The 23,005-nt window shown below is 61.3% G+C and carries 21 protein-coding genes and 1 tRNA gene; all 22 read left to right on the plus strand.

The annotated features are described in order from the left end of the window. Positions 1-93, plus strand: a 93-nt coding sequence (locus M511_RS17060) for an EF-Tu C-terminal domain-related protein (RefSeq protein ID WP_136857013.1), incomplete at its 5' end; no start/stop codon positions are given. Positions 94-289: 196 nt separating this feature from the next. Then, positions 290-1,180, plus strand: coding sequence for a YghX family hydrolase (yghX, locus tag M511_RS17065; RefSeq protein WP_085502934.1), 891 nt, complete (start codon positions 290-292; stop codon positions 1,178-1,180). 51 nt (positions 1,181-1,231) lie between these two features. Then, positions 1,232-1,624, plus strand: a complete 393-nt coding sequence (locus tag M511_RS17070) for a VOC family protein (protein ID WP_085502936.1) — start codon at positions 1,232-1,234, stop codon at positions 1,622-1,624. Next, positions 1,621-2,034 (plus strand): GFA family protein, encoded by a 414-nt coding sequence (locus tag M511_RS17075; protein WP_010398982.1) that lies wholly within the window; start codon positions 1,621-1,623, stop codon positions 2,032-2,034. Before M511_RS17070 ends, M511_RS17075 begins: the two co-directional genes overlap by 4 nt. A 169-nt stretch (positions 2,035-2,203) precedes the next feature. Next, on the plus strand, positions 2,204-2,704 hold the full coding sequence (locus M511_RS17080) for an LbetaH domain-containing protein (protein WP_085502938.1): 501 nt from the start codon (positions 2,204-2,206) through the stop codon (positions 2,702-2,704). A gap of 73 nt (positions 2,705-2,777) precedes the next feature. After that, positions 2,778-4,619 (plus strand): ABC transporter ATP-binding protein, encoded by a 1,842-nt coding sequence (locus M511_RS17085; protein WP_085502939.1) that lies wholly within the window; start codon positions 2,778-2,780, stop codon positions 4,617-4,619. Between the two features lie 50 nt (positions 4,620-4,669). After that, positions 4,670-4,745: transfer RNA gene (locus M511_RS17090), tRNA-Trp, on the plus strand. A gap of 143 nt (positions 4,746-4,888) precedes the next feature. Next, positions 4,889-5,152 (plus strand): preprotein translocase subunit SecE, encoded by a 264-nt coding sequence (gene secE / locus M511_RS17095; RefSeq protein ID WP_010398988.1) that lies wholly within the window; start codon positions 4,889-4,891, stop codon positions 5,150-5,152. A 195-nt stretch (positions 5,153-5,347) separates the two neighbouring features. Next, positions 5,348-5,887, plus strand: coding sequence for a transcription termination/antitermination protein NusG (gene nusG / locus M511_RS17100; RefSeq protein WP_010398990.1), 540 nt, complete (start codon positions 5,348-5,350; stop codon positions 5,885-5,887). Between the two features lie 84 nt (positions 5,888-5,971). Continuing rightward, complete coding sequence (gene rplK, locus M511_RS17105) at positions 5,972-6,424, plus strand: 50S ribosomal protein L11 (RefSeq protein WP_010398993.1); 453 nt, start codon at positions 5,972-5,974, stop codon at positions 6,422-6,424. 3 nt (positions 6,425-6,427) lie between these two features. Continuing rightward, positions 6,428-7,126 carry a 50S ribosomal protein L1 gene (gene rplA / locus M511_RS17110; RefSeq protein WP_010398994.1) on the plus strand — a complete coding sequence of 233 codons (699 nt, stop codon included), beginning with the start codon at positions 6,428-6,430 and terminating at the stop codon, positions 7,124-7,126. 243 nt (positions 7,127-7,369) lie between these two features. Further along, a complete protein-coding gene (rplJ, locus tag M511_RS17115; RefSeq protein WP_010398998.1) occupies positions 7,370-7,885 on the plus strand; it encodes a 50S ribosomal protein L10 in 516 nt (171 codons plus the stop codon). A gap of 66 nt (positions 7,886-7,951) precedes the next feature. Continuing rightward, on the plus strand, positions 7,952-8,332 hold the full coding sequence (gene rplL / locus M511_RS17120) for a 50S ribosomal protein L7/L12 (RefSeq protein ID WP_010399001.1): 381 nt from the start codon (positions 7,952-7,954) through the stop codon (positions 8,330-8,332). Positions 8,333-8,569: 237 nt separating this feature from the next. Then, the gene (rpoB, locus tag M511_RS17125; RefSeq protein ID WP_010399004.1) at positions 8,570-12,718 is read left to right on the plus strand and encodes a DNA-directed RNA polymerase subunit beta; all 4,149 of its coding nucleotides are present in this window, start codon (positions 8,570-8,572) and stop codon (positions 12,716-12,718) included. 81 nt (positions 12,719-12,799) lie between these two features. Continuing rightward, complete coding sequence (rpoC, locus tag M511_RS17130) at positions 12,800-17,011, plus strand: DNA-directed RNA polymerase subunit beta' (RefSeq protein WP_010399006.1); 4,212 nt, start codon at positions 12,800-12,802, stop codon at positions 17,009-17,011. Positions 17,012-17,169: 158 nt separating this feature from the next. Further along, complete coding sequence (locus M511_RS17135; RefSeq protein ID WP_085502941.1) at positions 17,170-17,775, plus strand: methyltransferase family protein; 606 nt, start codon at positions 17,170-17,172, stop codon at positions 17,773-17,775. Positions 17,776-17,811: 36 nt separating this feature from the next. Beyond that, positions 17,812-18,753, plus strand: coding sequence for a DMT family transporter (locus tag M511_RS17140; protein ID WP_176224577.1), 942 nt, complete (start codon positions 17,812-17,814; stop codon positions 18,751-18,753). After that, on the plus strand, positions 18,753-19,574 hold the full coding sequence (locus M511_RS17145) for a putative rhamnosyl transferase (RefSeq protein WP_050804212.1): 822 nt from the start codon (positions 18,753-18,755) through the stop codon (positions 19,572-19,574). Before M511_RS17140 ends, M511_RS17145 begins: the two co-directional genes overlap by 1 nt. Before the next feature lie 253 nt (positions 19,575-19,827). Further along, positions 19,828-20,199 carry a 30S ribosomal protein S12 gene (rpsL, locus tag M511_RS17150; RefSeq protein WP_010399029.1) on the plus strand — a complete coding sequence of 124 codons (372 nt, stop codon included), beginning with the start codon at positions 19,828-19,830 and terminating at the stop codon, positions 20,197-20,199. A 12-nt stretch (positions 20,200-20,211) separates the two neighbouring features. Next, positions 20,212-20,682, plus strand: coding sequence for a 30S ribosomal protein S7 (gene rpsG / locus M511_RS17155; RefSeq protein WP_010399032.1), 471 nt, complete (start codon positions 20,212-20,214; stop codon positions 20,680-20,682). Between the two features lie 18 nt (positions 20,683-20,700). Beyond that, positions 20,701-22,824 carry an elongation factor G gene (fusA, locus tag M511_RS17160; protein WP_010399035.1) on the plus strand — a complete coding sequence of 708 codons (2,124 nt, stop codon included), beginning with the start codon at positions 20,701-20,703 and terminating at the stop codon, positions 22,822-22,824. Between the two features lie 86 nt (positions 22,825-22,910). Continuing rightward, the coding region (locus M511_RS17165) for a GTP-binding protein (RefSeq protein ID WP_023878051.1) at positions 22,911-23,005 on the plus strand (95 nt) is incomplete at its 3' end.

A 23,005-nucleotide genomic window follows, 5' to 3' on the forward strand; every position in this document is an offset into this window, starting at 1 on the left:
GCTCCGATCGCGATGGAAGAGAAGCTGCGCTTCGCCATCCGTGAAGGTGGCCGCACCGTCGGCGCAGGCGTCGTCTCCAAAATCATTAAATAAGCGTCGTGGGGGCGTAATGCCCCCGCGCGCCACAGGCGTCGGCTGATCTTTCAACGGATATCGCGACAGGAAGGCCGCTCCGAAAGGGGTGGCCTTTTTTCTTTTGGACGCCCCGGGCTTTACCGGCTCACGCGAGTTTTTCGCGTCAGTAAGGCTGTGTCATGTTAGCCTTTCCCCCTCAGAGGAGGGTACGATCATGACCGAACGCAGGAAGGCTGCGGATTTTCACCCCCGCATTCTTGAGATTTTTGACGGCTACGTGCACGGCCGAATCACCAAGCGCGATTTCATGGTACAGGCAGCGCAATTCGCCACCGCCGGGATGAGCGCTGCCGCGATCTTTGAGGCGCTGCGCCCGAACTATGCGCTGGCCCAGCAGGTTCCGCCCGACGACCCCGCCATCCGGACCGAGACTGTGAGTTACGACAGCCCGCAGGGTCATGGGCGCATCAGCGGGCTGATGGCCCGCCCTGCCGAGGCGCAGGGCAGCCTGTCCGCCGTGCTGGTGGTACATGAGAACCGTGGCCTGAATCCCTATATCGCGGATGTGGTGCGCCGTCTGGGCAAGGCGGGCTATCTGGCCTTTGGTCCTGACGGGCTCAGCTCTCGGGGCGGGTATCCCGGGAATGATGATCAGGGCCGCGAGATGCAGGCCAGCATGGATCCGGCCAGGCTGATGGAGGATTTCTTTGCCGCCTATGAATTCCTGCGCGACCACGCTGACTCGACCGGCAAGGTGGGCGCGGTGGGCTTTTGCTATGGTGGCGGGGTCTGCAATGCGCTGGCGGTAGCTTACGCCGATCTTGCCGCCTCGGTCCCCTTCTATGGCCGCCAGCCCCGGCCCGAAGAGGTGCCGCAGATCCGCGCCCCGCTGCTGCTGCATTACGCCGAGAATGATGAGCGGGTGAACGCCGGCTGGCCCGATTATGAGGCCGCGCTGAAAAAGCATGGCAAGGAATATCAGGCCCATTTCTATCCCGGTACCCAGCACGGTTTTCATAACGACACCACGCCGCGCTATGACAAACAGGCGGCCGAGCTTGCCTGGCAGCGGACACTGGAGTTTTTCGGCGAAAAGCTCTCCTGACACGGTCTGTCAGCAGTCCGGGTCCATTCTGGCCGGGAAAGGAGATTTCGCATGATTGATCATATTGGATTTCCCGTCTCGGATCTGGCCCGCCCGCGCGCCTTTTACGACCGGTCGCTGGCACCTTTGGGCATTGAGCTGATGATGGAGGTGACCGAGGAAATGACCGGCGGTCATGGTGCCCATCTGGGCTATGGCCGCGACGGTAACCCCTTTTTCCGGATCGGCACTGGCCGGTCGGTGCCGGCGGGGGTGCATATCGCCTTTGCCGCGTCTGACCGCGCGATGGTGGACGCATTTCACGCCGCCGCGCTGGCCGCAGGTGGACGCGATAATGGCGCGCCGGGGCTACGGCCGGAATATCACGCCAGCTATTGCGGAGCCTTTATTCTTGACCCCGACGGAAACAATATCGAGGCCGTCCATCACGGAGCGCCCGCATGACCCTGTATCATGGCTCTTGTTTCTGCGGCGCGGTCCGGTTTGAGGCCGAGGGAGATCTGTCCCAGGGCACCATGCGCTGCAATTGCAGCTTTTGCCGCAAGATGCGCTACTGGGAGATGCGTCTGCCCGATCCCGAACGGTTCCGTGTCTTGCAAGGCGCTGATGCCCTGGCCGAGACCCCGCGCCGTCAGCAGGATGGGGCGGATATGCACCACCTATTTTGCTCGCGCTGCGGCACTCGGCTATGGACCGAGGGTAACATTGCCGAGATTGGCGGGCAGTTCCGCATGGTGTGCATCAACGCCCTTGACGATCTGTCCGAGGCTGAGCTGATCGCGGCGCCGGTCTTTTATGCCGACGGTGCGCATGATGCGTGGTGGGACCCCGCGCCGGAAACGCGGCATCTTTGACTTTCGTCCCTCCCTGGCAGGGCGGGGAATTCGGTTGCCGGAAAGGGCGCTGTCAATCACGTTGCCTCACCCGGAAAATCCGTCTAAAGTAGCAGCCGCAACAGAGGAGAACGGTGTCATGGACAGCTCGCACATCTGACCTTTCACGGACGGATTGACGAGGATTCCCATGACTGCTGACTTCCTTGAGGCGGCTTTGCCCCACCCTATGCGCTTTCCAGACGGTTCTGTGAACCGGGGTCTGGTGTATCTGAACCAGGTGATCGACCATCCGAATATCGAGATCGGCGATTTCACCTATGCCAGCAGCTTTGAGCCGCCAGATGACTGGGCGGTGCGGTTGGCACCTTATACCTGTGCGGGCGCGCCCGAGCGGCTGGTCATCGGGCGGTTTTGCCAGATTGCCGACCGGGTGCGGATCATCACCGTCCCGGCCAACCATCCGATGGCCGGCGTATCGACCTATCCCTTTGCGATCTTTGATCACGCACGGGTGGGCGATTACATCGACCAGATCAGCGGCCTGCCTGATACGGTGATCGGCCATGATGTCTGGATCGGCGACGGTGCCACCATTCTGCCCGGTGCCCGGATCGGTAGCGGTGTCATCATCGGCGCGGATTGCGCGTGCCACCGCCGCATTGGCGCGGGCCGATGTCGCGGCGCTTGAAAGACTGGCCGCCTGAGGCGGTTTGACGGAACGAACCGGGCCGCGGCCCGGACCAATGAGAATGAGGTTCAAGATGTTTGGCTGGTTCGAGCGCCGGCTTGATCCCTATCCGGCTGATCCGCCGCAGATGCCGCCGCAGGGTTTGTGGCGGTTCATCCTGCATTTTTCGCGCGGTGCCAAAGGCTTCATGCTGGCCATGGCGGCCTGTTCGGCACTGATCGCGATCGCCGAGGTGATCCTTTTTGGCTATATGGGCGAACTGGTGAACCTGCTGGCCGAGGCAGACCGCCAGAACTTTTGGTCGACCGAGGGCAGTCGCCTGATCCTGATGGGCGTGCTGCTGGTGATCGGTCTGCCGGTGCTGCAGGTGCTGTTTTCGCTGTTGATGCACCAGACGCTGATGGGCAACTTTCCCCAGCGCATCCGCTGGCAGGCGCATCGCTATCTGCTGCGCCAGTCGATGAGTTATTTTCAGGATGAGTTTGCCGGCCGCATTGCCACCAAGCTGATGCAGACCGCGCTGGCTGTGCGCGAAGTGGCGATGAAGTTCATGGACGTGCTGACCTATGTCTGCGTCTATTTCATCGGTGCGCTGGTGCTGGCGGCATCGACCGACGGCTGGCTGGCGCTGCCCTTTGTCGCCTGGGCCGTACTTTACGGTCTGCTGCTGTGGTGGCTGATTCCGCGCATCGGCCGGATCAGCGAGGCGCAGGCCGATGCCCGCGCGGTGATGACCGGCCGGGTGGTGGACAGCTACACCAACATCTCGACCGTCAAGCTGTTCTCGCATTCATCGCGGGAAGAGGCTTACGTTCGCGAAAGCATGGACGGCTTTCTCGGCACGGTTCATGTGCAGATGCGGCTGGCCTCGATCCAGAACATCCTGATCTCGACCCTGAACTCTCTGCTGACCTTTGCGGTCACGGCGCTGGGGCTGTGGCTGTGGACGCATGGCAAGATCGACGTCGGCGCGGTGGCGGTTGCTATCCCGCTGGCGCTGCGGCTTGGCAATATGTCGCACTGGATCATGTGGGAGTTCGCGATGCTGTTCGAAAACATCGGTACGGTTCGCGACGGGATCGGCTCTTTGTCGCTGCCACGCATGGTGACGGACGCCAGGGGCGCCCGGCCGCTTTCTGTGCCCGAAGGACAGGTCGAATTCAGCAAGGTCACCTTCCGTTATGGCGAACAGGCCAGCCAGGGTCGCGGCGCGGTGCTTGATGATCTTAGCCTGACCATCGCGCCGGGTGAGCGTATTGGCCTGGTCGGTCGCTCGGGGGCGGGGAAATCGACGCTGGTGAACCTGCTGCTGCGTTTCCACGATCTTGAGACGGGGCGTATCCTGATCGATGGTCAGGACGTCTCGCAGGTGACGCAGGAATCACTGCGCGCCGCCATCGGGGTGGTCACGCAGGACACCTCGCTTTTGCACCGGTCGATCCGTGACAACATCTCGTATGGTCGCCCCGATGCTTCTGAGGCCGAGATCCGGCGTGCTATCAAACTCGCCGAGGCGGACTTTATCTTCAGCCTGACCGATTCGCAGGGCAGGCGGGGGCTAGAGGCGCATGTGGGTGAACGCGGGGTCAAACTGTCCGGCGGTCAGCGCCAGCGGGTCGCTATCGCGCGGGTGCTTTTGAAGGATGCGCCGATTCTGGTTCTGGACGAGGCGACTTCGGCGCTGGACAGCGAGGTAGAGGCGGCGATTCAGTCGCAGCTCGACATGCTGATGCAGGGCAAGACCGTGATCGCGATTGCGCACCGGCTTTCCACCATTGCCCGTATGGACCGGCTGGTGGTGATGGAGCGGGGCCGCATCGTCGAGCAGGGCACTCATGAGGAGCTGCTGGCACATGGCGGCATCTATGCGGGGCTTTGGGCGCGGCAATCGGGCGGGTTTCTTGAGGCAGAGTGATCTTACCTCTTGAACCGGCCTTGCAGCTGCCGTAATCAGCAGCGCGGCCTAGGGGTATAGCTCAGTTGGTAGAGCATCGGTCTCCAAAACCGAGGGTCGGGGGTTCGAGTCCCTCTGCCCCTGCCAGTCACCTTGACTGGACAGGCACCGCAGCAATCAAAGACAGCGCCGGATAGTGGGCAAGGCTATGCCTTGTGCTGATTCGTACCCGTCAGCCTGCGCGGCTGGCCAAGCTGTCAGGGACATCCGGTCGCAGCCGGAGATGGGGTATGAAACCGGCGCTTGAAAAGCGGCTCGGCACAGGCTATCTGACCCGCTGCAAGACCGAAGGGAAATCCATGGCCAACCCCGTCCAGTTCATCAGCCAGGTCCGCAGCGAGCTTGGCAAGATCGCCTGGCCCACCCGCCGCGAGGTGGTGACGACCACGATCATGGTTTTCATCATGGCGACGTTGGCGTCGGTGTTTTTCTTCCTCGTGGACCTGTTGATCAAGACTGGTCTGTCGAGCGTCATCAACCTGATCGGTAGCTGAGGGCTTGCATTGAGCGGCAGGGGGCGGTATGTCCGCCCGACCTGCCCTTAACGCGGCGTGCATCGATTCGGTCGTGCGCGCCGATTTCGATTTGGCCGGCGCTAGCATAATTTGCGCCCAGTCCGGCCGGGGCGGTAAAGGAATTCAATGGGTTGGCCTTGGTCCGCCCGGAAGGAAACAGGGGTCGATCGAGACATGGCAAAGCGTTGGTATTCGGTCAGCGTCCTGTCAAACTTTGAAAAGAAGGTCGCCGAGGCGATTCGTCAGGCGGTGACTGAAAAGGGTTTGCAGGACCAGATCGAAGAAGTGCTGGTCCCGACCGAGGAAGTGATCGAGATTCGCCGGGGCAAGAAAGTCACCTCCGAGCGCCGTTTCATGCCCGGCTATGTTCTGGTGCGGATGGAGCTGACGGATCAGACCTATCATCTGGTCAACTCGATCAACCGCGTCACCGGTTTCCTTGGCGCGCACGGCAAGCCGATGCCCATGCGCGACGACGAGGTGAATGCGATCTTGAATCGCACGGGCGAGGGCGGGGCCGAAGTCGCGCCGCGTAACCTGATCCGCTTTGACGTGGGTGAAAAAGTGAATGTGACCGACGGGCCGTTCGAAGGCTTCTCGGGCATGGTCGAGGAAGTGGACGAGGTCGCGAATCGTGTCAAAGTGACCGTTTCGATCTTTGGCCGTCCCACCCCGGTCGAACTGGAATTCACGCAGGTCGCCAAAACCGCGTGATCATCTGCGGGAGGCGTGAGCCGCACCGCTAAGTCGGCCCCAAAGCTCATACCGGGCGGGGCGTGATGATAAGGAGAGGGCCAGATGGCCAAGAAAGTTGTCGGCAGCCTAAAGCTGCAAATCAAGGCGGGTCAGGCGAACCCGTCCCCGCCCGTCGGCCCGGCTCTGGGTCAGCGCGGCATCAACATCATGGAATTCTGCAAGGCGTTCAACGCCCGCACGCAGGAGATGGAGCAGGGCATCCCTGTTCCGGTCGTGATCACCTACTACGCCGATAAATCCTTTACCTTCGAGACCAAGACGCCGCCCGCGTCGTTCCTGCTCAAGAAGGCTGCCGGCCTTAAGCCGCAGGGCAAGCGCAACCGCGCCAAGGGCTCGGAAAAGCCCGGTCGTCAGGTCGCTGGCACCGTGACTGTCAAGCAGATCCGCGAGATCGCCGAAGCGAAGATGAAGGACCTGTCCGCCAACGACGTCGAGGCCGCGATGCAAATCATCCTGGGCTCGGCGCGTTCGATCGGCATCGAGGTGAAAGGCTAAGCCATGGCTAAACTTTCGAAAAAGCAAGCCGCTGCCCGCGCCGCCTTTGATGGCAAATCGAACCTTTCGGTCGAGGAAGCTGTCAAGCTGGTCAAGGACAACGCCACCGCGAAATTTGACGAAACCGTCGAGATCGCGATGAATCTGGGCGTTGACCCGCGCCACGCCGACCAGATGGTCCGTGGTGTCGTCACCCTGCCGAACGGCACCGGCAAGGACGTGCGCGTTGCCGTCTTTGCTCGTGGCCCCAAGGCTGACGAAGCCCGTGCCGCTGGTGCCGATATCGTTGGCGCTGAGGACCTGATGGAAACCATCCAGTCGGGCAAGATCGAGTTCGACCGCTGCATCGCCACTCCGGATATGATGCCGCTGGTTGGCCGTCTTGGCAAAATCCTTGGCCCGCGCAACCTGATGCCGAACCCCAAAGTCGGCACGGTGACGATGGACGTGAAAGCTGCTGTCGACGCTGCCAAAGGTGGTGAGGTTCAATTCAAGGCCGAGAAAGCGGGCGTTGTCCACGCTGGCGTCGGCAAAGCCTCGTTCGAAGTCGAGAAGCTGGCCCAGAACATCCGCGCCTTTGTGGATGCGGTGAACAAGGCCAAGCCCTCGGGCGCGAAAGGCACCTATGTGAAGAAGGTCTCGATCAGCTCGACCATGGGTCCGGGCGTGTCGCTGGACCTGACTTCGACCGCCGCCGAATAAGCGGCAAGAATTTCGCCGGCGTCCTTTACGGGGGCCGGCGGATGGCGAGGCAGCGATGCCTCGTCCTGTCCGAGACGGAGGGTGCCGGGAAACCGGCTTAATCGTCCTTCCTGAGATGGGATCAAGACCATTTTCCGGGCCCCGCCCCGGGTGATCTTGGGACCGTCACGGACCCGCCCCGGTGCCGCTTGCGGCGCTGGGAAAATGAGAGCCGGGGGGAAACCCCCAACTTGGAGTGAAACCGTGGATAGAGCGCAAAAAGAACAGGTGGTCGAGGAACTCGGCCAGATCTTTGAAGCCTCTGGCGTCGTGGTGGTTGCCCGCTACGAGGGAATGACGGTTGCCGAAATGCAGGACCTGCGCGCGCAAATGCGCGAAGCTGGCGGGTCCGTCCGCGTTGCCAAGAACAGGCTCGCCAAGATCGCCCTGGATGGAAAGCCTTGCGCAAGCATCGCCGACTATCTGACGGGTATGACCGTGCTCGCCTTTTCCGAGGACCCGGTGGCTGCTGCCAAGGTCGCGGACAAATTCGCCAAGGGTAACGACAAGTTCGTGATTCTTGGCGGCGCCATGGGTGACACGGCGCTTGACCCGGCCGGTGTGAAGGCTGTGGCCCAGATGCCGTCGCGCGAGGAGCTTATCGCTTCGATCGTGGCTTGCATCGGTGCCCCGGCATCCAACATCGCGGGCGCGATTGGCGCACCTGCCAGCAACATCGCGGGCATCCTCAAGACTCTGGAAGAGCGCGAGGCCGCCTGAGGCAATCCCAATTCCGTCGTGGGGTTGAAACCCCGACGTTGGAACACTTAATGAAAGAACGGAAAAATGGCTGACCTGAAAAAACTCGCCGAAGAAATCGTGGGCCTGACCCTGCTGGAAGCCCAGGAACTGAAAAACATCCTGAAAGAAGAATACGGCATTGAGCCGGCTGCTGGCGGCGCTGTCATGGTTGCCGGCCCGGCTGCTGGTGGTGACGCCGGCGGCGCTGCCGAAGAGAAAACCGAATTCGACGTCGTCCTGGTCGACGCCGGCGCCAACAAGATCAACGTGATCAAAGAAGTGCGCGGCATCACCGGTCTGGGCCTGAAAGAAGCCAAGGACCTGGTCGAAGCTGGTGGCAAGGTGAAAGAGGGTGCCTCGAAAGCCGACGCCGAAGAAATGAAGAAGAAGCTCGAAGCGGCTGGTGCCAAGGTCGAGCTGAAGTAATTGGCCCTTGCGGCCAGTTGACTGCAAGAAAACGGGCAGGGTCCGGGGTTTTCCGGTCCCTGCCGAACCTGTCTTGAAGGGCGGTTTCGCAACAGACCTTCCCTCAGGGCATGTTCGGGGTTCGGGAGTCGTGCGGTGGGACGCACGGCACGAATTGAACCCCGCCCTCATTCGCCGCCTTGTGCAGTCCGGGCCCCGACGGCCTGCGCAAGCGAAAGACGAAAGGTTAGACCCTCTATGGCGCAAGCTTATGTCGGCCAGAAACGCATCCGGCGTTACTATGGCAATATCCGCGAAGTTCTGGAGATGCCGAACCTCATTGAGGTTCAGAAATCTTCTTATGACCTGTTCCTGAATTCCGGCGAGAGCGACAGCCACCGGGATGGCGAAGGGCTGCAGGGTGTTTTCCAGTCGGTGTTCCCGATCCGGGACTTTAATGAGACCGCGACGCTCGAATTCGTGAAATACGAGCTGGAAAAGCCCAAATACGACGTGGATGAGTGCCAAAGCCGCGACATGACCTATGCCGCGCCGCTAAAGGTGACGCTGCGTCTGATCGTATTTGATGTCGACGAGGCCACCGGTGCCAAATCGGTCAAGGACATCAAAGAGCAGGACGTCTATATGGGCGATATGCCGCTCATGACTCAGAACGGTACGTTCATCGTGAACGGGACCGAACGGGTCGTGGTGTCGCAGATGCACCGCTCGCCGGGCGTGTTCTTTGACCATGACCGTGGCAAGACCCATTCCTCGGGCAAACTGCTGTTCGCCTGCCGCATCATTCCCTATCGCGGCTCGTGGCTGGACTTTGAGTTTGACGCCAAGGACCTGGTCTTTGCGCGTATCGACCGCCGCCGGAAACTGCCGGTGACGACGCTGCTCTATGCGCTCGGCATGGATCAGGAAGGCATCATGGACGCGTTCTACAACACCGTCCATTATCGACTGCAGCGCGCCGGCAAGGGGCAGGATGCTGGCTGGGTCACGAGGTTCTTCCCCGAGCGTGTGCGCGGCACCCGGCCGAGCTTTGATCTTGTGAATGCCGAGTCGGGCGAGGTCATCACCAAGGCCGGCGACAAGGTGACGCCGCGCCTGGTCAAGCAGTTGGTCGAGCAGGGCGATATCAACCTGCTGCTGCCGTTCGATAAAATCATTGGCCGCTTTGTTGCCAAGGACATCATCAACGAGCAGACCGGTCTGATCTACGCCGAAGCCGGGGACGAGATCACCGTCGAGTATGATCGCGACGGCGAGATTTCGGGCGGCCTGCTGAAAGTGCTGCTGGACAATGGCATCGAGGATATCCCGGTCCTCGACATCGACCATGTCAACGTTGGTCCTTACATCCGCAACACCATGGCTGCGGACAAGAACATGAACCGCGAGCAGGCGCTGATGGATATCTATCGCGTCATGCGTCCGGGTGAGCCGCCGACCGTCGAGGCCGCCTCGACGCTGTTCGGCAGCCTGTTCTTTGATGGCGAGCGTTATGACCTCTCGGCCGTTGGCCGGGTCAAGATGAACATGCGCCTTGATCTTGATGCGCCGGACACTCAGCGCACCCTGCGCAAGGAAGACATCATCGCCTGTATCCGCGGCCTTGTCGAACTGCGTGATGGCAAGGGTGAGATCGACGATATCGACCACCTCGGCAACCGCCGGGTGCGCTCGGTCGGCGAGCTGATGGAAAACCAATATCGCATCGGTCTGCTGCGCATGGAGCGTGCGATCCGTGAGCGTATGTCGGGCGTCGAGATCGACACCGTCATGCCGCAGGACCTGATCAACGCCAAACCTGCTGCTGCTGCAGTGCGCGAGTTCTTTGGCTCGTCGCAGCTGTCGCAGTTCATGGACCAGACCAACCCGCTGTCAGAAGTGACGCACAAACGCCGTCTTTCGGCGCTTGGCCCGGGCGGTCTGACCCGTGAGCGTGCGGGCTTTGAGGTGCGCGACGTTCATCCGACCCATTACGGCCGGATGTGCCCGATCGAGACGCCGGAAGGTCAGAACATCGGTCTGATCAACAGCCTCGCGACCTTTGCCCGTGTGAACAAATACGGCTTCATCGAAACCCCCTATCGTCGGGTAGTCGATGGCACGGTCACTGATGACGTGGTCTATATGTCGGCCACCGAAGAGATGCGCCATACCATCGCCCAGGCCAATGCCGAACTGGATGAGAACGGGCGCTTCGTGCAAGAGCTGGTCTCGACCCGTCAGGGCGGCGACTTCATGCTGAACCCCGTCGATGCGGTCGATCTGATCGACGTTTCGCCCAAGCAGCTGGTTTCGGTCGCTGCCGCGCTGATCCCGTTCCTGGAAAACGACGACGCCAACCGCGCGCTGATGGGGTCGAACATGCAGCGTCAGGCTGTGCCGTTGCTGCGGGCAGAAGCGCCCTTTGTCGGCACCGGCATGGAGGCGACGGTTGCCCGCGATTCGGGTGCGGCGATCATGGCGCGTCGCGGCGGGATCATCGACCAGGTCGATGCCCAGCGTATCGTTATCCGTGCGACCGAAGATCTGGGCGCTGGTGACGCTGGCGTGGACATCTATCGTCTGCGCAAGTTCAAACGTTCGAACCAGTCCTCGACCATCAACCAGCGCCCGCTGGTCAAGGTGGGAGAAAAGGTCGTCAAGGGTCAGGTCATCGCTGACGGTCCCTCGACCGATCAGGGGGAACTGGCGATCGGCCGGAACGTGGTCGTGGCCTTCATGCCCTGGAACGGCTACAACTACGAGGACTCGATCCTGATCTCTGAGCGGATTCACCGCGACGACGTGTTCACCTCGATCCATATCGATGAATACGAGGTTGCGGCCCGCGATACCAAGCTGGGCCCGGAAGAGATCACCCGCGACATCCCGAACGTCGGTGAAGAGGCGCTGCGCAACCTTGATGAGGCTGGCATCGTCTATATCGGCGCCGAGGTCGGCCCGGGCGACATTCTGGTTGGCAAGATCACGCCCAAGGGCGAAAGCCCGATGACGCCGGAAGAAAAGCTTCTGCGCGCTATCTTTGGTGAAAAGGCGTCCGACGTGCGCGACACGTCGCTGCGTCTGCCGCCGGGCGCCTATGGCACCGTGGTCGAGGTCCGGGTCTTTAACCGTCACGGCGTCGACAAGGACGAGCGTGCGTTGCAGATCGAGCGTGAAGAGGTCGAGCGTCTGGCCCGTGACCGGGACGACGAGCTTGCGATCCTTGAACGCAACATCTACGCGCGTCTCAAGACGCTCATCATGGGCAAGGAAGTCGTCAAGGGGCCGAAAGGCATCCGCGCCGGGGCTGTCGTGGACGAGGATCTGCTGGGTCAGCTGAGCCGCGGCCAGTGGTGGCAGCTTGCTGTCGCCGACGAAAGCACCGCCAAGGAAGTCGAGGCGCTGAACCAGCAATTCGACGCGCAGAAACGCGCGCTTGACAACCGTTTCGACGACAAGGTCGAAAAGGTCCGTCAGGGCGACGATCTGCCTCCGGGCGTGATGAAGATGGTCAAGGTCTTTGTCGCTGTGAAGCGCAAGCTGCAAGCGGGCGACAAGATGGCCGGTCGTCACGGCAACAAGGGTGTCGTTTCGAAGGTCGTTCCGATCGAGGACATGCCCTTCCTTGCTGACGGTACCCCGGTTGACCTGGTGCTGAACCCGCTGGGCGTGCCTTCGCGGATGAACGTCGGGCAGATCCTTGAAACCCACATGGGCTGGGCTTCGCGCGGTCTGGGCATCAAGATCGACGAGGCGCTGCAGGACTATCGCCGCAATGGCGACATGACCCCGGTGCGCGATGCGATGCGCAATGGCTATGGCGACGACTTCTATGCCGAGACCTTCGAAGGCATGGATGACGCGACCCTGCTTGAGCATGCCGACGCGGTGCGCGGCGGCGTTCCCATCGCGACGCCCGTCTTCGACGGCGCGAAAGAGGCCGATGTGAATGACGCTCTGCGTCGCGCTGGTTTCGACACCTCGGGTCAGTCCATCGTCTTTGACGGCCGCACCGGCGAGCAGTTCGCGCGTCCGGTCACCGTGGGGATGAAATACGTCCTGAAGCTGCACCACCTTGTCGATGACAAGATGCACGCACGTTCGACCGGGCCGTACAGCCTCGTCACCCAGCAGCCGCTGGGCGGCAAGGCCCAGTTCGGTGGCCAGCGTCTGGGTGAGATGGAGGTCTGGGCTCTGGAAGCCTACGGCGCCGCCTACACCCTGCAAGAGATGCTGACCGTCAAGTCGGACGACGTGGCGGGCCGGACCAAGGTCTATGAGAGCATCGTCAAGGGCGAGGACAATTTCGAGGCCGGCGTGCCGGAGTCGTTCAACGTTCTGGTCAAGGAGGTCCGGGGTCTGGGCCTCAACATGGAACTCCTGGATGCGGAGGACGAGGAGTAACGGATCACCGCGCGGGGTGCGCCATAGTGCGCGCCCCGCAGGTCCCCTCCCGCAGTCCGCGCCCCTGAATAGGATTTGGAAATGAACCAGGAACTTGCCACCAATCCGCTGAACCCGCTGGCCTCGCCGCGGCAGTTCGATGAAATTCGCATCTCGCTGGCCTCGCCCGAGGAAATCCTCGCCTGGTCCTATGGTGAGGTGAAAAAGCCCGAAACCATCAACTACCGTACGTTCAAACCCGAACGTGACGGCCTGTTCTGCGCCCGTATTTTCGGTCCGATCAAAGACTACGAATGCCTTTGCGGCAAATACAAGCGCATGAAATATCGCGGCCTCGTCTGCGAGAAATGCGGCGTCGAGGTCACGCTGCAAAAGGTCCGGCGCGAGCGTATGGGCCATATCGAGCTGGCCGCGCCGGTCGCCCATATCTGGTTCCTCAAGTCGCTGCCTTCGCGCATCGGCCTGATGCTGGACATGACGCTGCGCGATCTTGAGCGTATCCTCTATTTCGAAAACTACGTCGTGATCGAACCCGGTCTGACCGAGCTGAGCTATGCCCAGCTGCTGACCGAAGAGGAATATCTGGACGCGCAGGACCAATATGGCGCCGACGCCTTTACCGCCGATATCGGCGCCGAGGCGATCCGCACCATGCTGGCCAATATCGACCTTGCCGCGACCGCCGAACAGCTGCGCGAAGAGCTGAAAGAGGCCACCGGTGAACTGAAGCCGAAAAAGATCATCAAACGGCTGAAGATCGTCGAGTCCTTCCTGGAATCAGGCAACCGTCCGGAATGGATGGTCATGACCGTGATCCCGGTCATCCCGCCGGAACTGCGCCCGCTGGTGCCGCTGGATGGCGGCCGCTTTGCGACCTCGGACCTGAACGACCTTTATCGTCGGGTTATCAACCGTAACAACCGTCTGAAGCGGCTGATCGAGCTGCGCGCGCCCGACATCATCGTGCGTAACGAAAAGCGGATGTTGCAGGAATCGGTCGACGCACTGTTTGACAACGGCCGCCGTGGCCGTGTCATCACCGGCAACAACAAGCGTCCGCTGAAGTCGCTGTCCGATATGCTCAAGGGTAAGCAGGGCCGGTTCCGTCAGAACCTGCTCGGCAAGCGCGTGGACTTTTCGGGCCGTTCGGTCATCGTGACCGGTCCCGAGCTCAAGCTGCACCAATGCGGCCTGCCCAAGAAGATGGCGCTTGAGCTGTTCAAGCCCTTCATCTACTCGCGCCTTGAAGCCAAAGGTCTGTCGAGCACCGTCAAACAGGCCAAGAAACTGGTAGAGAAAGAACGTCCCGAGGTCTGGGATATCCTTGACGAGGTGATCCGCGAACACCCGGTCCTGCTGAACCGGGCGCCGACGCTGCACCGTCTGGGCATCCAGGCATTCGAGCCGATCCTGATCGAAGGCAAGGCGATCCAGCTGCACCCGCTGGTCTGCTCGGCCTTCAACGCCGACTTCGACGGCGACCAGATGGCCGTGCACGTGCCGCTGTCGCTTGAGGCGCAGCTTGAAGCCCGCGTCCTGATGATGTCCACGAACAACGTGCTGTCGCCTGCGAACGGCGCGCCGATCATCGTGCCGTCGCAGGACATGGTTCTGGGTCTTTACTACACGACCATGGAGCGCGAGGGCATGAAGGGCGAGGGCATGGCCTTTGCCAGCCTCGAAGAGGTCGAACACGCGCTGGCCGCCGGCGTGGTGCATTTGCATTCCCGCATCACCGCCCGCCTGCCGCAGATCGACGAGAACGGCAACGAGGTCATCAGGCGCTTTGAGACCACGCCGGGCCGCGTCCGTCTGGGTGCCTTGCTGCCGCGCAACGCCAAGGCTCCGTTCGAGCTGGTGAACCGTCTGCTGCGCAAGAAGGACATCCAGAACGTCATCGACACCGTCTATCGCTACTGCGGTCAGAAGGAATCGGTGATCTTCTGTGACCAGATCATGGCGCTTGGCTTCCGCGAGGCGTTCCGCGCCGGTATCTCGTTTGGCAAGGACGACATGGTCATCCCGCCGAACAAGTGGGAGCTGGTCGAAGAGACGCAGGACCAGGTCAAGCAGTTCGAACAGCAGTATCTGGACGGCCTCATCACCCAGGGTGAGAAATACAACAAGGTCGTCGATGCCTGGTCGAAGTGTAACGACCGCGTCACCGATGCGATGATGAAGACCATCTCGGCTGTCAAGAAGGACGAGAAAGGCGCTGAACAAGAGCCGAACTCGGTCTACATGATGGCGCATTCGGGCGCCCGGGGTTCGGTCAGCCAGATGAAACAGCTGGGCGGCATGCGCGGCCTGATGGCCAAGCCGAACGGCGAGATCATCGAGACGCCGATCATTTCGAACTTTAAGGAAGGTCTGACCGTTCTTGAGTACTTCAACTCGACCCACGGTGCGCGGAAGGGTCTGTCTGACACGGCGCTCAAGACGGCGAACTCGGGTTACCTGACCCGCCGTCTGGTCGACGTGGCGCAGGACTGCATCATCCGTGAACATGACTGCGGCACCGAGCGTTCGATCACCGCTTCGGCAGCGGTCAATGACGGTGAGGTTGTCAGCCCGCTGTCCGAGCGTGTTCTGGGCCGTGTCGCGGCTGAGGACGTTCTGGTCCCGGGCGAAGACGTGGTCATCGTTCGCAAGAACGAGCTGATCGATGAGCGCAAGGCCGATGAGATCGAAACGGCGGGCGTCCAGTCCGTCCGCATCCGCTCGGCCCTGACCTGCGAGTCGGATGACGGCGTTTGCGCGCTCTGCTATGGCCGCGACCTCGCGCGCGGTACGCTTGTCAACATCGGCGAGGCGGTGGGTATTATCGCCGCCCAGTCGATCGGCGAGCCGGGCACGCAGCTGACCATGCGGACCTTCCACATCGGCGGTATCGCTCAGGGTGGCCAGCAGTCCTTTATCGCTGCGGCGCAAGAGGGCACGGTTGCTTTCGAAAACGAAAGCACGCTGGAAAACGCCAATGGCGAGCTGATCGTGATGAGCCGCAACATGCAGCTGCACATCCGCAGCGCCCAGGGCGACACGCTGACCAGCCACAAGCTGTTCTACGGCTCGAAGCTGTTCGTGCGTGAAGGCGAGCCGGTCACCCGCGGTCAGAAGATGTTCGAATGGGACCCCTATACCCTGCCGATCATCGCCGAGAAGGCGGGTGTGGCGAAATATGTCGATCTGGTCAGCGGCCTTTCGGTGCGCGACGAGACCGACGATGCCACCGGCATGACCCAGAAGATCGTAACCGACTGGCGCTCGGCCCCGCGTGGCAACGAGCTGAAGCCAGAGATCATCATTGTCGACCAGAACGGCGAACCGGTTCGTAACGAACAGGGTAACCCGGTCACCTATCCGATGTCGGTCGACGCCATCCTCTCGGTCGAGGACGGGCAGGAGATCCGGGCCGGTGACGTGGTGGCGCGTATCCCGCGCGAGGGTGCCAAGACCAAGGACATCACCGGGGGTCTGCCCCGCGTGGCGGAATTGTTCGAGGCCCGTCGTCCCAAGGATCACGCGATCATTGCCGAAATCGACGGCTATGTGCGCTTTGGCAAGGACTACAAGAACAAGCGCCGCATCGCTATCGAGCCCGCCCAGGAAGGTCTGGAGCCGGTCGAGTACATGGTGCCGAAAGGCAAGCACATCCCGGTGCAGGAAGGCGACTTCGTGCAGAAGGGTGACTATATCATGGACGGCAACCCGGCGCCGCATGACATCCTGCGCATCCTCGGTATCGAGGCCCTTGCCGATTACCTGATCGACGAGGTGCAGGACGTCTATCGGCTGCAGGGCGTGAAGATCAACGACAAGCACATCGAAGTGATTGTTCGCCAGATGCTGCAGAAGATCGAGATCATCGACAGTGGCGATACCACGCTGCTGAAGGGCGAGCATGTCGACCGCGACGAGTTCGAGGAAGAGAACGCCAAGATCGAAGCCAAGGGTGGCCGTCCGGCCACGGGCGAGCCGGTGCTGCTGGGCATCACCAAGGCCAGCCTGCAGACCCGCAGCTTTATCTCGGCCGCCTCGTTCCAGGAAACGACGCGCGTGCTGACCGAGGCTGCCGTTCAGGGCAAGCGCGACAAGCTGGTTGGCCTGAAAGAGAACGTGATCGTGGGCCGGCTGATCCCGGCCGGTACCGGTGGAGCGACGGCCCGCGTGCGCCGGATCGCCTCGGATCGCGACCATGAGGTGATCGAGACGCGCCGCGCCGAGGCCGAAGCTGCCGCTGCGCTGATCGCGCCCGAAGAAAGCGCCCCGGTCGAGGCGGGCGGCGAAGAGTGATCCAGATCATGATCTGAAGGAAAGGCCCGGCAGAAATGCCGGGCCTTTTCGTTTCTCTGTCCCGGTCGCACACTTGCAGGTCTCGATTGCGTGAATTGCGGGCGGCGGATAACGATATTAGGGGCGAGCCACCATCTGATCAGTTCGCAGGAGAGGTCATGCGCGCAGCGGTCAATCAGAAGATCCGTATCAACATCCTCCGCCTGTCGGCGCTGGCTCTGATACCAGCCGTTTTTGTCATCAACCCGGCCCTGAAATTGCAGGGCTTTGGGCATGAGACTATCGAAGCCTTTGGCATCCTGCTTTTGCTGGCGGGGGTGCTGGGGCGGTTCTGGTCAATCCTCTATGTCGGCGGGGCCAAGAACCGGGTCGTCATGCAGGATGGACCCTATTCGATGACCCGAAATCCGCTTTACTTCTTTTCGACCGTGGCGGCGACGGGGATCGGACTGATGTTTGGCGCAATCAGCCTGGCGCTGCTGATCGGGGGCACAGTGGGCGCGATCCTGTGGGTCACCGCCCGGCGCGAGGCGGATTTTCTGTCCGAAAGCTTTGGTCCCGAATATGACGCCTATGCGGCGCGCACGCCCTTTTTCCTGCCCGATCCGACCCTGTTCCGGACCGGTTCCACAGCGCAGTTCGATACGGCGACGCTGCGGCGCAACCTGTTTGACGCATTCGTCTTTCTTTCCTTCATCCCGATTGTCGAGCTGGTGGATGAGGTAAAGCTGAGCCTTGGCTGGTCACTGATCACTCTCTGGTAGATGATCGGGGGCAGCCATCTTGTGTATCGGACCGCTATGCTAAGGCCTGATCTGCCCCCCGCTGCAACGCCGCCGGTTCTGCCGCCCTCGTCCGTTTTACCGGGCGGAGGGGCGGATAATCTGCGCGGCTCATTGCTGATGATGCTCAGCACTGCTGCTTTCATCTGTAACGACACGGTGATGAAGGCCGTCACCCAAAGCCTGCCGCTTTATCAGGCGATCGCCCTTCGCGGAGGGGTTGTGCTGCTGCTGCTGGTGTTTCTGGCGCGGGCACAAGGCGGGGTGCGCCTGCGGGTGCCCCGCGGCGATATGGCACCGCTGATCCTGCGCACAGCGGCGGATGTTGCCTCGACGGTGCTTTATCTGCTGGCGCTGCGGCAGATGGCGCTGGCCGATATCTCGGCCATCATGCAGGCGCTGCCTTTGGCGATCACTCTGGCGGCTGCATTGTTTTTCCGCGAAAGGCTGGGGTGGAGGCGGATGCTTGCCATCACCATCGGTTTTTGCGGAGTGCTGCTGATCCTGCGCCCGGGGACGGGGGCCTTTGACCTTTGGTCGGGTGTGGCATTGGTGGCGATGCTGCTGATCGTATTGCGGGACATGACGACGCGGCTGTTCTCGGTGGGGGTGGGCTCATCGACAGTTGCGTTTCACGCCGCTCTTGCGGTGGCGCTGTCCGGTCTGTTGCTTAGCGCCGGGGAAAGCTGGCGGTTTCCGACGACGGGTGAATTTGCGCTTTTGGTGCTAGCTGCGTTGTTTCTAAGCGTCGGCTATATCACAGCTGTCGCGACCATGCGGGTAGGAGAGATTTCCTTCGTCGCGCCGTTCCGTTACAGTTCGCTGGTCTGGGCCGTGCTGCTGGGGCTGGCAGTCTTTGGCGAATGGCCCGATATCTGGACCTGGGCAGGCTCAGCTCTGGTCGTGGGCGCGGGGATCTACACCATCCTGCGCGAGGGAAAACTGCAAGGCAGGGATTGATGCGAATACAGATGCTGGGCCTGTGCCGCTTTTCCTATCTGGGCGGCCGCGGTTTCCAGACCGCTCCTGACAGCTTGGAAGAACGACGGGCCTATCTTTACGATCCCCAACGGCTGGCACGCCGCTGGTTCTGGTTTGAACATGTCACTCTGCCCAGTCTGCTCGTGCAAACGGATCCGGATTTTACCCTTGTGCTGATGACCGGGCCGGACCTGCCCGACCCGTGGCTGTCCAATCTGCGCGAACTGGCTGGGACTGTGCCGCAGTTCAGGTTGGCCCTGATCCCGCCGATGGAGTCGCATCTGGATGCCTGCATGGCTGCTGTCGCACCCCATATCGAACCGGGTGCCGATGTCGTTGGCCACTTCCGTCAAGATGACGATGATGCGGTGGCCGTCGACTATATCCGTCATGCGCGGCGTGACTTTGCTGATATGCGGCAGCTGTGGGAACGCAAGCGCAGGCTGTTTTGCGATTATACGCGCGGCGTGGTGCTGCGGGTAAAGCCCAAGGGCATTACGACCGAACTGCGCATCACCCACCACGCCAGTGCGGCATTGACCGTCTATCTGCCACCGGATGCCGAACGCTGCGTTGTTCATTATCCGCATTGGCAGGTGGGTGCGTTGATGCCTGGCGTGGCGCTGGCGAGCCGACCGATGTATGTGCGGCTTTTGCATCACGACAATGACTCGGGCGCTGTCGGGCCGGGCTACAGGACCCCTGTGCAACCCGAGAGTTTTGAACCGGTTCTGGCAGAGCGGTTCCGCATCGACCTTGCGGCCCTGCGGGATGGTACGGAGCGGCTCTTGGCGGGGTGAAGAGTGGGGCAGGGTTGTTGACTCGTCCCCGGTTTGCCCATATACGCCGCTCACCCGTCAGGAATCTGATCGGGGCCCAGAACCTCTGTGGTCATGATCCGGGCCAAAACGCCCCGATCCTCTGGTAATCAACCCGTCCTGCCTCACTAGGGGATAGGATGGGCTGTGGCGTTTCACGATGGGCGTGATTCGCCGTCGAGAAGTGGCGCAGCCGGTGGCTGCGAGTATTGACGAAAGCAAGACGGGGAACCGAATGCCGACGATCCAACAGCTGATCCGCAAACCGCGGCAGCCCAAAGTGCAGCGATCCAAATCGCAGCACCTCCAATCCTGCCCGCAAAAGCGTGGCGTGTGCACGCGCGTCTATACCACGACGCCGAAAAAGCCGAACTCGGCCATGCGGAAAGTCGCCAAAGTGCGTCTGACCAATGGTTTCGAGGTTATCTCCTACATCCCGGGTGAAAAGCACAACCTGCAAGAGCACAGCGTCGTGCTGATCCGCGGCGGCCGGGTAAAAGACCTTCCGGGTGTGCGTTACCACATCCTGCGCGGCGTACTGGATACCCAGGGCGTCAAGGACCGTCGCCAGCGTCGTTCGAAATACGGCGCCAAGCGTCCGAAGTAAGGAGATCCGCACATGTCTCGTCGTCATGCCGCTGAAAAGCGCGAAGTGTTGCCCGACGCCAAATACGGTGATCGCGTTCTCACGAAATTCATGAACAACCTGATGGTGGACGGCAAGAAATCGGTTGCCGAACGCATCGTTTACAATGCTCTGGACCGTGTTCAGGCCAAACTGAAGCGCGAGCCGGTGGAAGTCTTCCACGAGGCGCTGGACAACGTGAAGCCTTCGGTCGAAGTGCGTTCGCGCCGCGTCGGTGGTGCGACCTACCAGGTTCCGGTCGAGGTGCGCCCGACCCGTCGTGAAGCTCTCGCCATCCGCTGGCTGATCGCTGCGGCCAAGAACCGCAACGAACACACCATGGAAGAGCGCCTTGCCGGTGAGCTTGCCGATGCCGTCAACGGCCGCGGTACCGCCGTCAAGAAGCGTGAAGACACGCACAAGATGGCCGACGCCAACAAGGCGTTCAGCCATTACCGCTGGTAACCGGAAGGAAGGCCCTTAATGGCACGCGAATATCCGCTGGAGCGCTACCGGAACTTCGGGATCATGGCCCACATTGATGCGGGCAAGACCACGACGACCGAGCGCATCCTGTTCTACACCGGCAAAAACCACAAAATGGGTGAGACGCACGAAGGTGCGTCCACCATGGACTGGATGGAGCAGGAGGCCGAGCGCGGCATCACCATCACCTCGGCCGCGACCACGACTTTCTGGCAGCGTCACGAGGATCCGGACTACAATATCGATGAGAAAGAGCGTTGCCGCTTTAACATCATCGACACCCCCGGCCACGTTGACTTTACCATCGAGGTCGAGCGTTCGCTGGCGGTTCTGGACGGCGCGATCTGTCTTCTGGACGGTAACGCGGGCGTTGAGCCGCAGACCGAAACGGTGTGGCGTCAGGCCGACCGGTACAAGGTTCCGCGGATCGTTTTCGTCAACAAGATGGACAAGATCGGCGCCGACTTCTTCAAGTGCGTCGCCATGATCAAGGACCGCACCGGTGGCACCCCGTGCCCGATCGCCCTGCCGATCGGCGCCGAGGACAAGCTGGAAGGCATCGTCGATCTGATCAAGATGGAAGAATGGGTGTGGAAAGGCGAGGACCTTGGTGCCTCGTGGATCCGTCAGCCCATCCGTGAAGAGCTTCAGGACGTCGCCGAAGAATGGCGCGGCAAGATGATCGAACTCGCCGTCGAACAGGACGACGAGGCGATGGAAGCCTATCTCGAAGGCAATGAGCCTGACGAGGAAACGCTGCGCAAGCTGATCCGTAAGGGCACGCTGTCGCTGTCGTTCTTCCCGGTCATGGCTGGCTCGGCCTTCAAGAACAAAGGTGTTCAGCCGCTGCTGAACGCGGTTGTGGACTTCCTGCCCGCACCGACCGATGTTCCGGCCTATGTCGGCTTCGCCCCGGGCGACGAGACCGAGACCCGCAATATTGAGCGTCACGCTGCTGACAGCGAGCCCTTCTCGGCTCTGGCGTTCAAGATCATGAACGACCCCTTCGTTGGTTCGCTCACCTTTACCCGCATCTACTCTGGCCAGCTCAAGAAGGGCGACCAGATGCTGAACTCGACCAAAGGTAAGCGCGAGCGCGTCGGCCGTATGATGCTGATGCATTCGATCAACCGCGAAGAGATCGAAGAAGCCTATGCCGGTGACATCATCGCTCTGGCAGGTCTGAAAGAAACCACCACGGGTGACACGCTGTGCGATCCGAACAAACCGGTGGTTCTGGAAACTATGACCTTCCCCGAGCCGGTGATCGAAATTGCCGTCGAGCCGAAGTCCAAAGCCGACCAGGAAAAGATGGGCCTTGCCCTTCAGCGCCTGGCTGCCGAGGACCCGTCCTTCCGCGTTGAAACCGATCTGGAATCGGGGCAGACCATCATGAAGGGCATGGGCGAACTTCACCTCGACATCCTGGTCGACCGCATGAAGCGCGAGTTCAAGGTCGAGGCGAACATCGGTGCTCCGCAGGTGGCCTATCGCGAGACCATCTCGCAGGCGGCCGAGATCGACTACACGCACAAGAAACAGACCGGTGGTACCGGCCAGTTCGCGCGCGTGAAGCTGGTGATCGAACCGACCGAGCCGGGCGAGGGCTATTCGTTCGAATCCCGCATCGTTGGTGGTGCGGTTCCGAAGGAATACATCCCCGGTGTCGAGAAAGGCATCAAATCGGTGATGGATTCGGGTCCGCTGGCCGGCTTCCCGGTGATCGACTTCAAGGTTGCGCTGATTGATGGTGCCTTCCACGACGTCGACTCGTCGGTTCTGGCCTTTGAAATCGCTGCCCGTGCTGCGATGCGCGACGGTCTGAAGAAGGCGGGTGCTAAGCTGCTCGAGCCGATCATGCGCGTCGAGGTCGTCACGCCGGAAGAATACACCGGTTCGATCATCGGCGACCTGACCAGCCGTCGGGGCATGGTGCGTGGCCAGGACAGCCGCGGCAACGCGAACGTCATCGACGCTTTCGTGCCGCTCGCCAACATGTTCGGCTACATCAACAACCTGCGTTCGATGTCCTCGGGCCGTGCGGTGTTCACGATGCAGTTCGACCATTACGAGGCCGTGCCGCAGAACATCTCGGACGAGATCCAAAAGAAATACGCGTAATCCCGGCGGTGCGTGGGCGACCACGCACCCTACCAACCCCGTAGGGTGCGTGCTTGCACGCACCGTCAACACAAGGAGCCATTCTCATGGCAAAGGCAAAGTTTGAACGTACGAAACCGCACGTCAACATTGGTACGATTGGTCACGTTGACCACGGCAAGACGACTCTGACGGCAGCGAT

The sequence above is a fragment of the Paracoccus sp. J56 genome (assembly GCF_019633685.1).
In the GTDB taxonomy this organism is placed as follows: Bacteria; Pseudomonadota; Alphaproteobacteria; order Rhodobacterales; family Rhodobacteraceae; genus Paracoccus; species Paracoccus kondratievae.

Coding starts and splice junctions, on each gene's coding strand:
- yghX (WP_085502934.1), top strand. CDS start 290: ATGACCGAACGCAGGAAGGCTGCGGATTTTCACCCCCGCATTCTTGAG.
- M511_RS17070 (WP_085502936.1), top strand. CDS start 1,232: ATGATTGATCATATTGGATTTCCCGTCTCGGATCTGGCCCGCCCGCGC.
- M511_RS17075 (WP_010398982.1), top strand. CDS start 1,621: ATGACCCTGTATCATGGCTCTTGTTTCTGCGGCGCGGTCCGGTTTGAG.
- M511_RS17080 (WP_085502938.1), top strand. CDS start 2,204: ATGACTGCTGACTTCCTTGAGGCGGCTTTGCCCCACCCTATGCGCTTT.
- M511_RS17085 (WP_085502939.1), top strand. CDS start 2,778: ATGTTTGGCTGGTTCGAGCGCCGGCTTGATCCCTATCCGGCTGATCCG.
- secE (WP_010398988.1), top strand. CDS start 4,889: ATGAAACCGGCGCTTGAAAAGCGGCTCGGCACAGGCTATCTGACCCGC.
- nusG (WP_010398990.1), top strand. CDS start 5,348: ATGGCAAAGCGTTGGTATTCGGTCAGCGTCCTGTCAAACTTTGAAAAG.
- rplK (WP_010398993.1), top strand. CDS start 5,972: ATGGCCAAGAAAGTTGTCGGCAGCCTAAAGCTGCAAATCAAGGCGGGT.
- rplA (WP_010398994.1), top strand. CDS start 6,428: ATGGCTAAACTTTCGAAAAAGCAAGCCGCTGCCCGCGCCGCCTTTGAT.
- rplL (WP_010399001.1), top strand. CDS start 7,952: ATGGCTGACCTGAAAAAACTCGCCGAAGAAATCGTGGGCCTGACCCTG.
- rpoB (WP_010399004.1), top strand. CDS start 8,570: ATGGCGCAAGCTTATGTCGGCCAGAAACGCATCCGGCGTTACTATGGC.
- rpoC (WP_010399006.1), top strand. CDS start 12,800: ATGAACCAGGAACTTGCCACCAATCCGCTGAACCCGCTGGCCTCGCCG.
- M511_RS17135 (WP_085502941.1), top strand. CDS start 17,170: ATGCGCGCAGCGGTCAATCAGAAGATCCGTATCAACATCCTCCGCCTG.
- M511_RS17140 (WP_176224577.1), top strand. CDS start 17,812: ATGCTAAGGCCTGATCTGCCCCCCGCTGCAACGCCGCCGGTTCTGCCG.
- M511_RS17145 (WP_050804212.1), top strand. CDS start 18,753: ATGCGAATACAGATGCTGGGCCTGTGCCGCTTTTCCTATCTGGGCGGC.
- rpsL (WP_010399029.1), top strand. CDS start 19,828: ATGCCGACGATCCAACAGCTGATCCGCAAACCGCGGCAGCCCAAAGTG.
- rpsG (WP_010399032.1), top strand. CDS start 20,212: ATGTCTCGTCGTCATGCCGCTGAAAAGCGCGAAGTGTTGCCCGACGCC.
- fusA (WP_010399035.1), top strand. CDS start 20,701: ATGGCACGCGAATATCCGCTGGAGCGCTACCGGAACTTCGGGATCATG.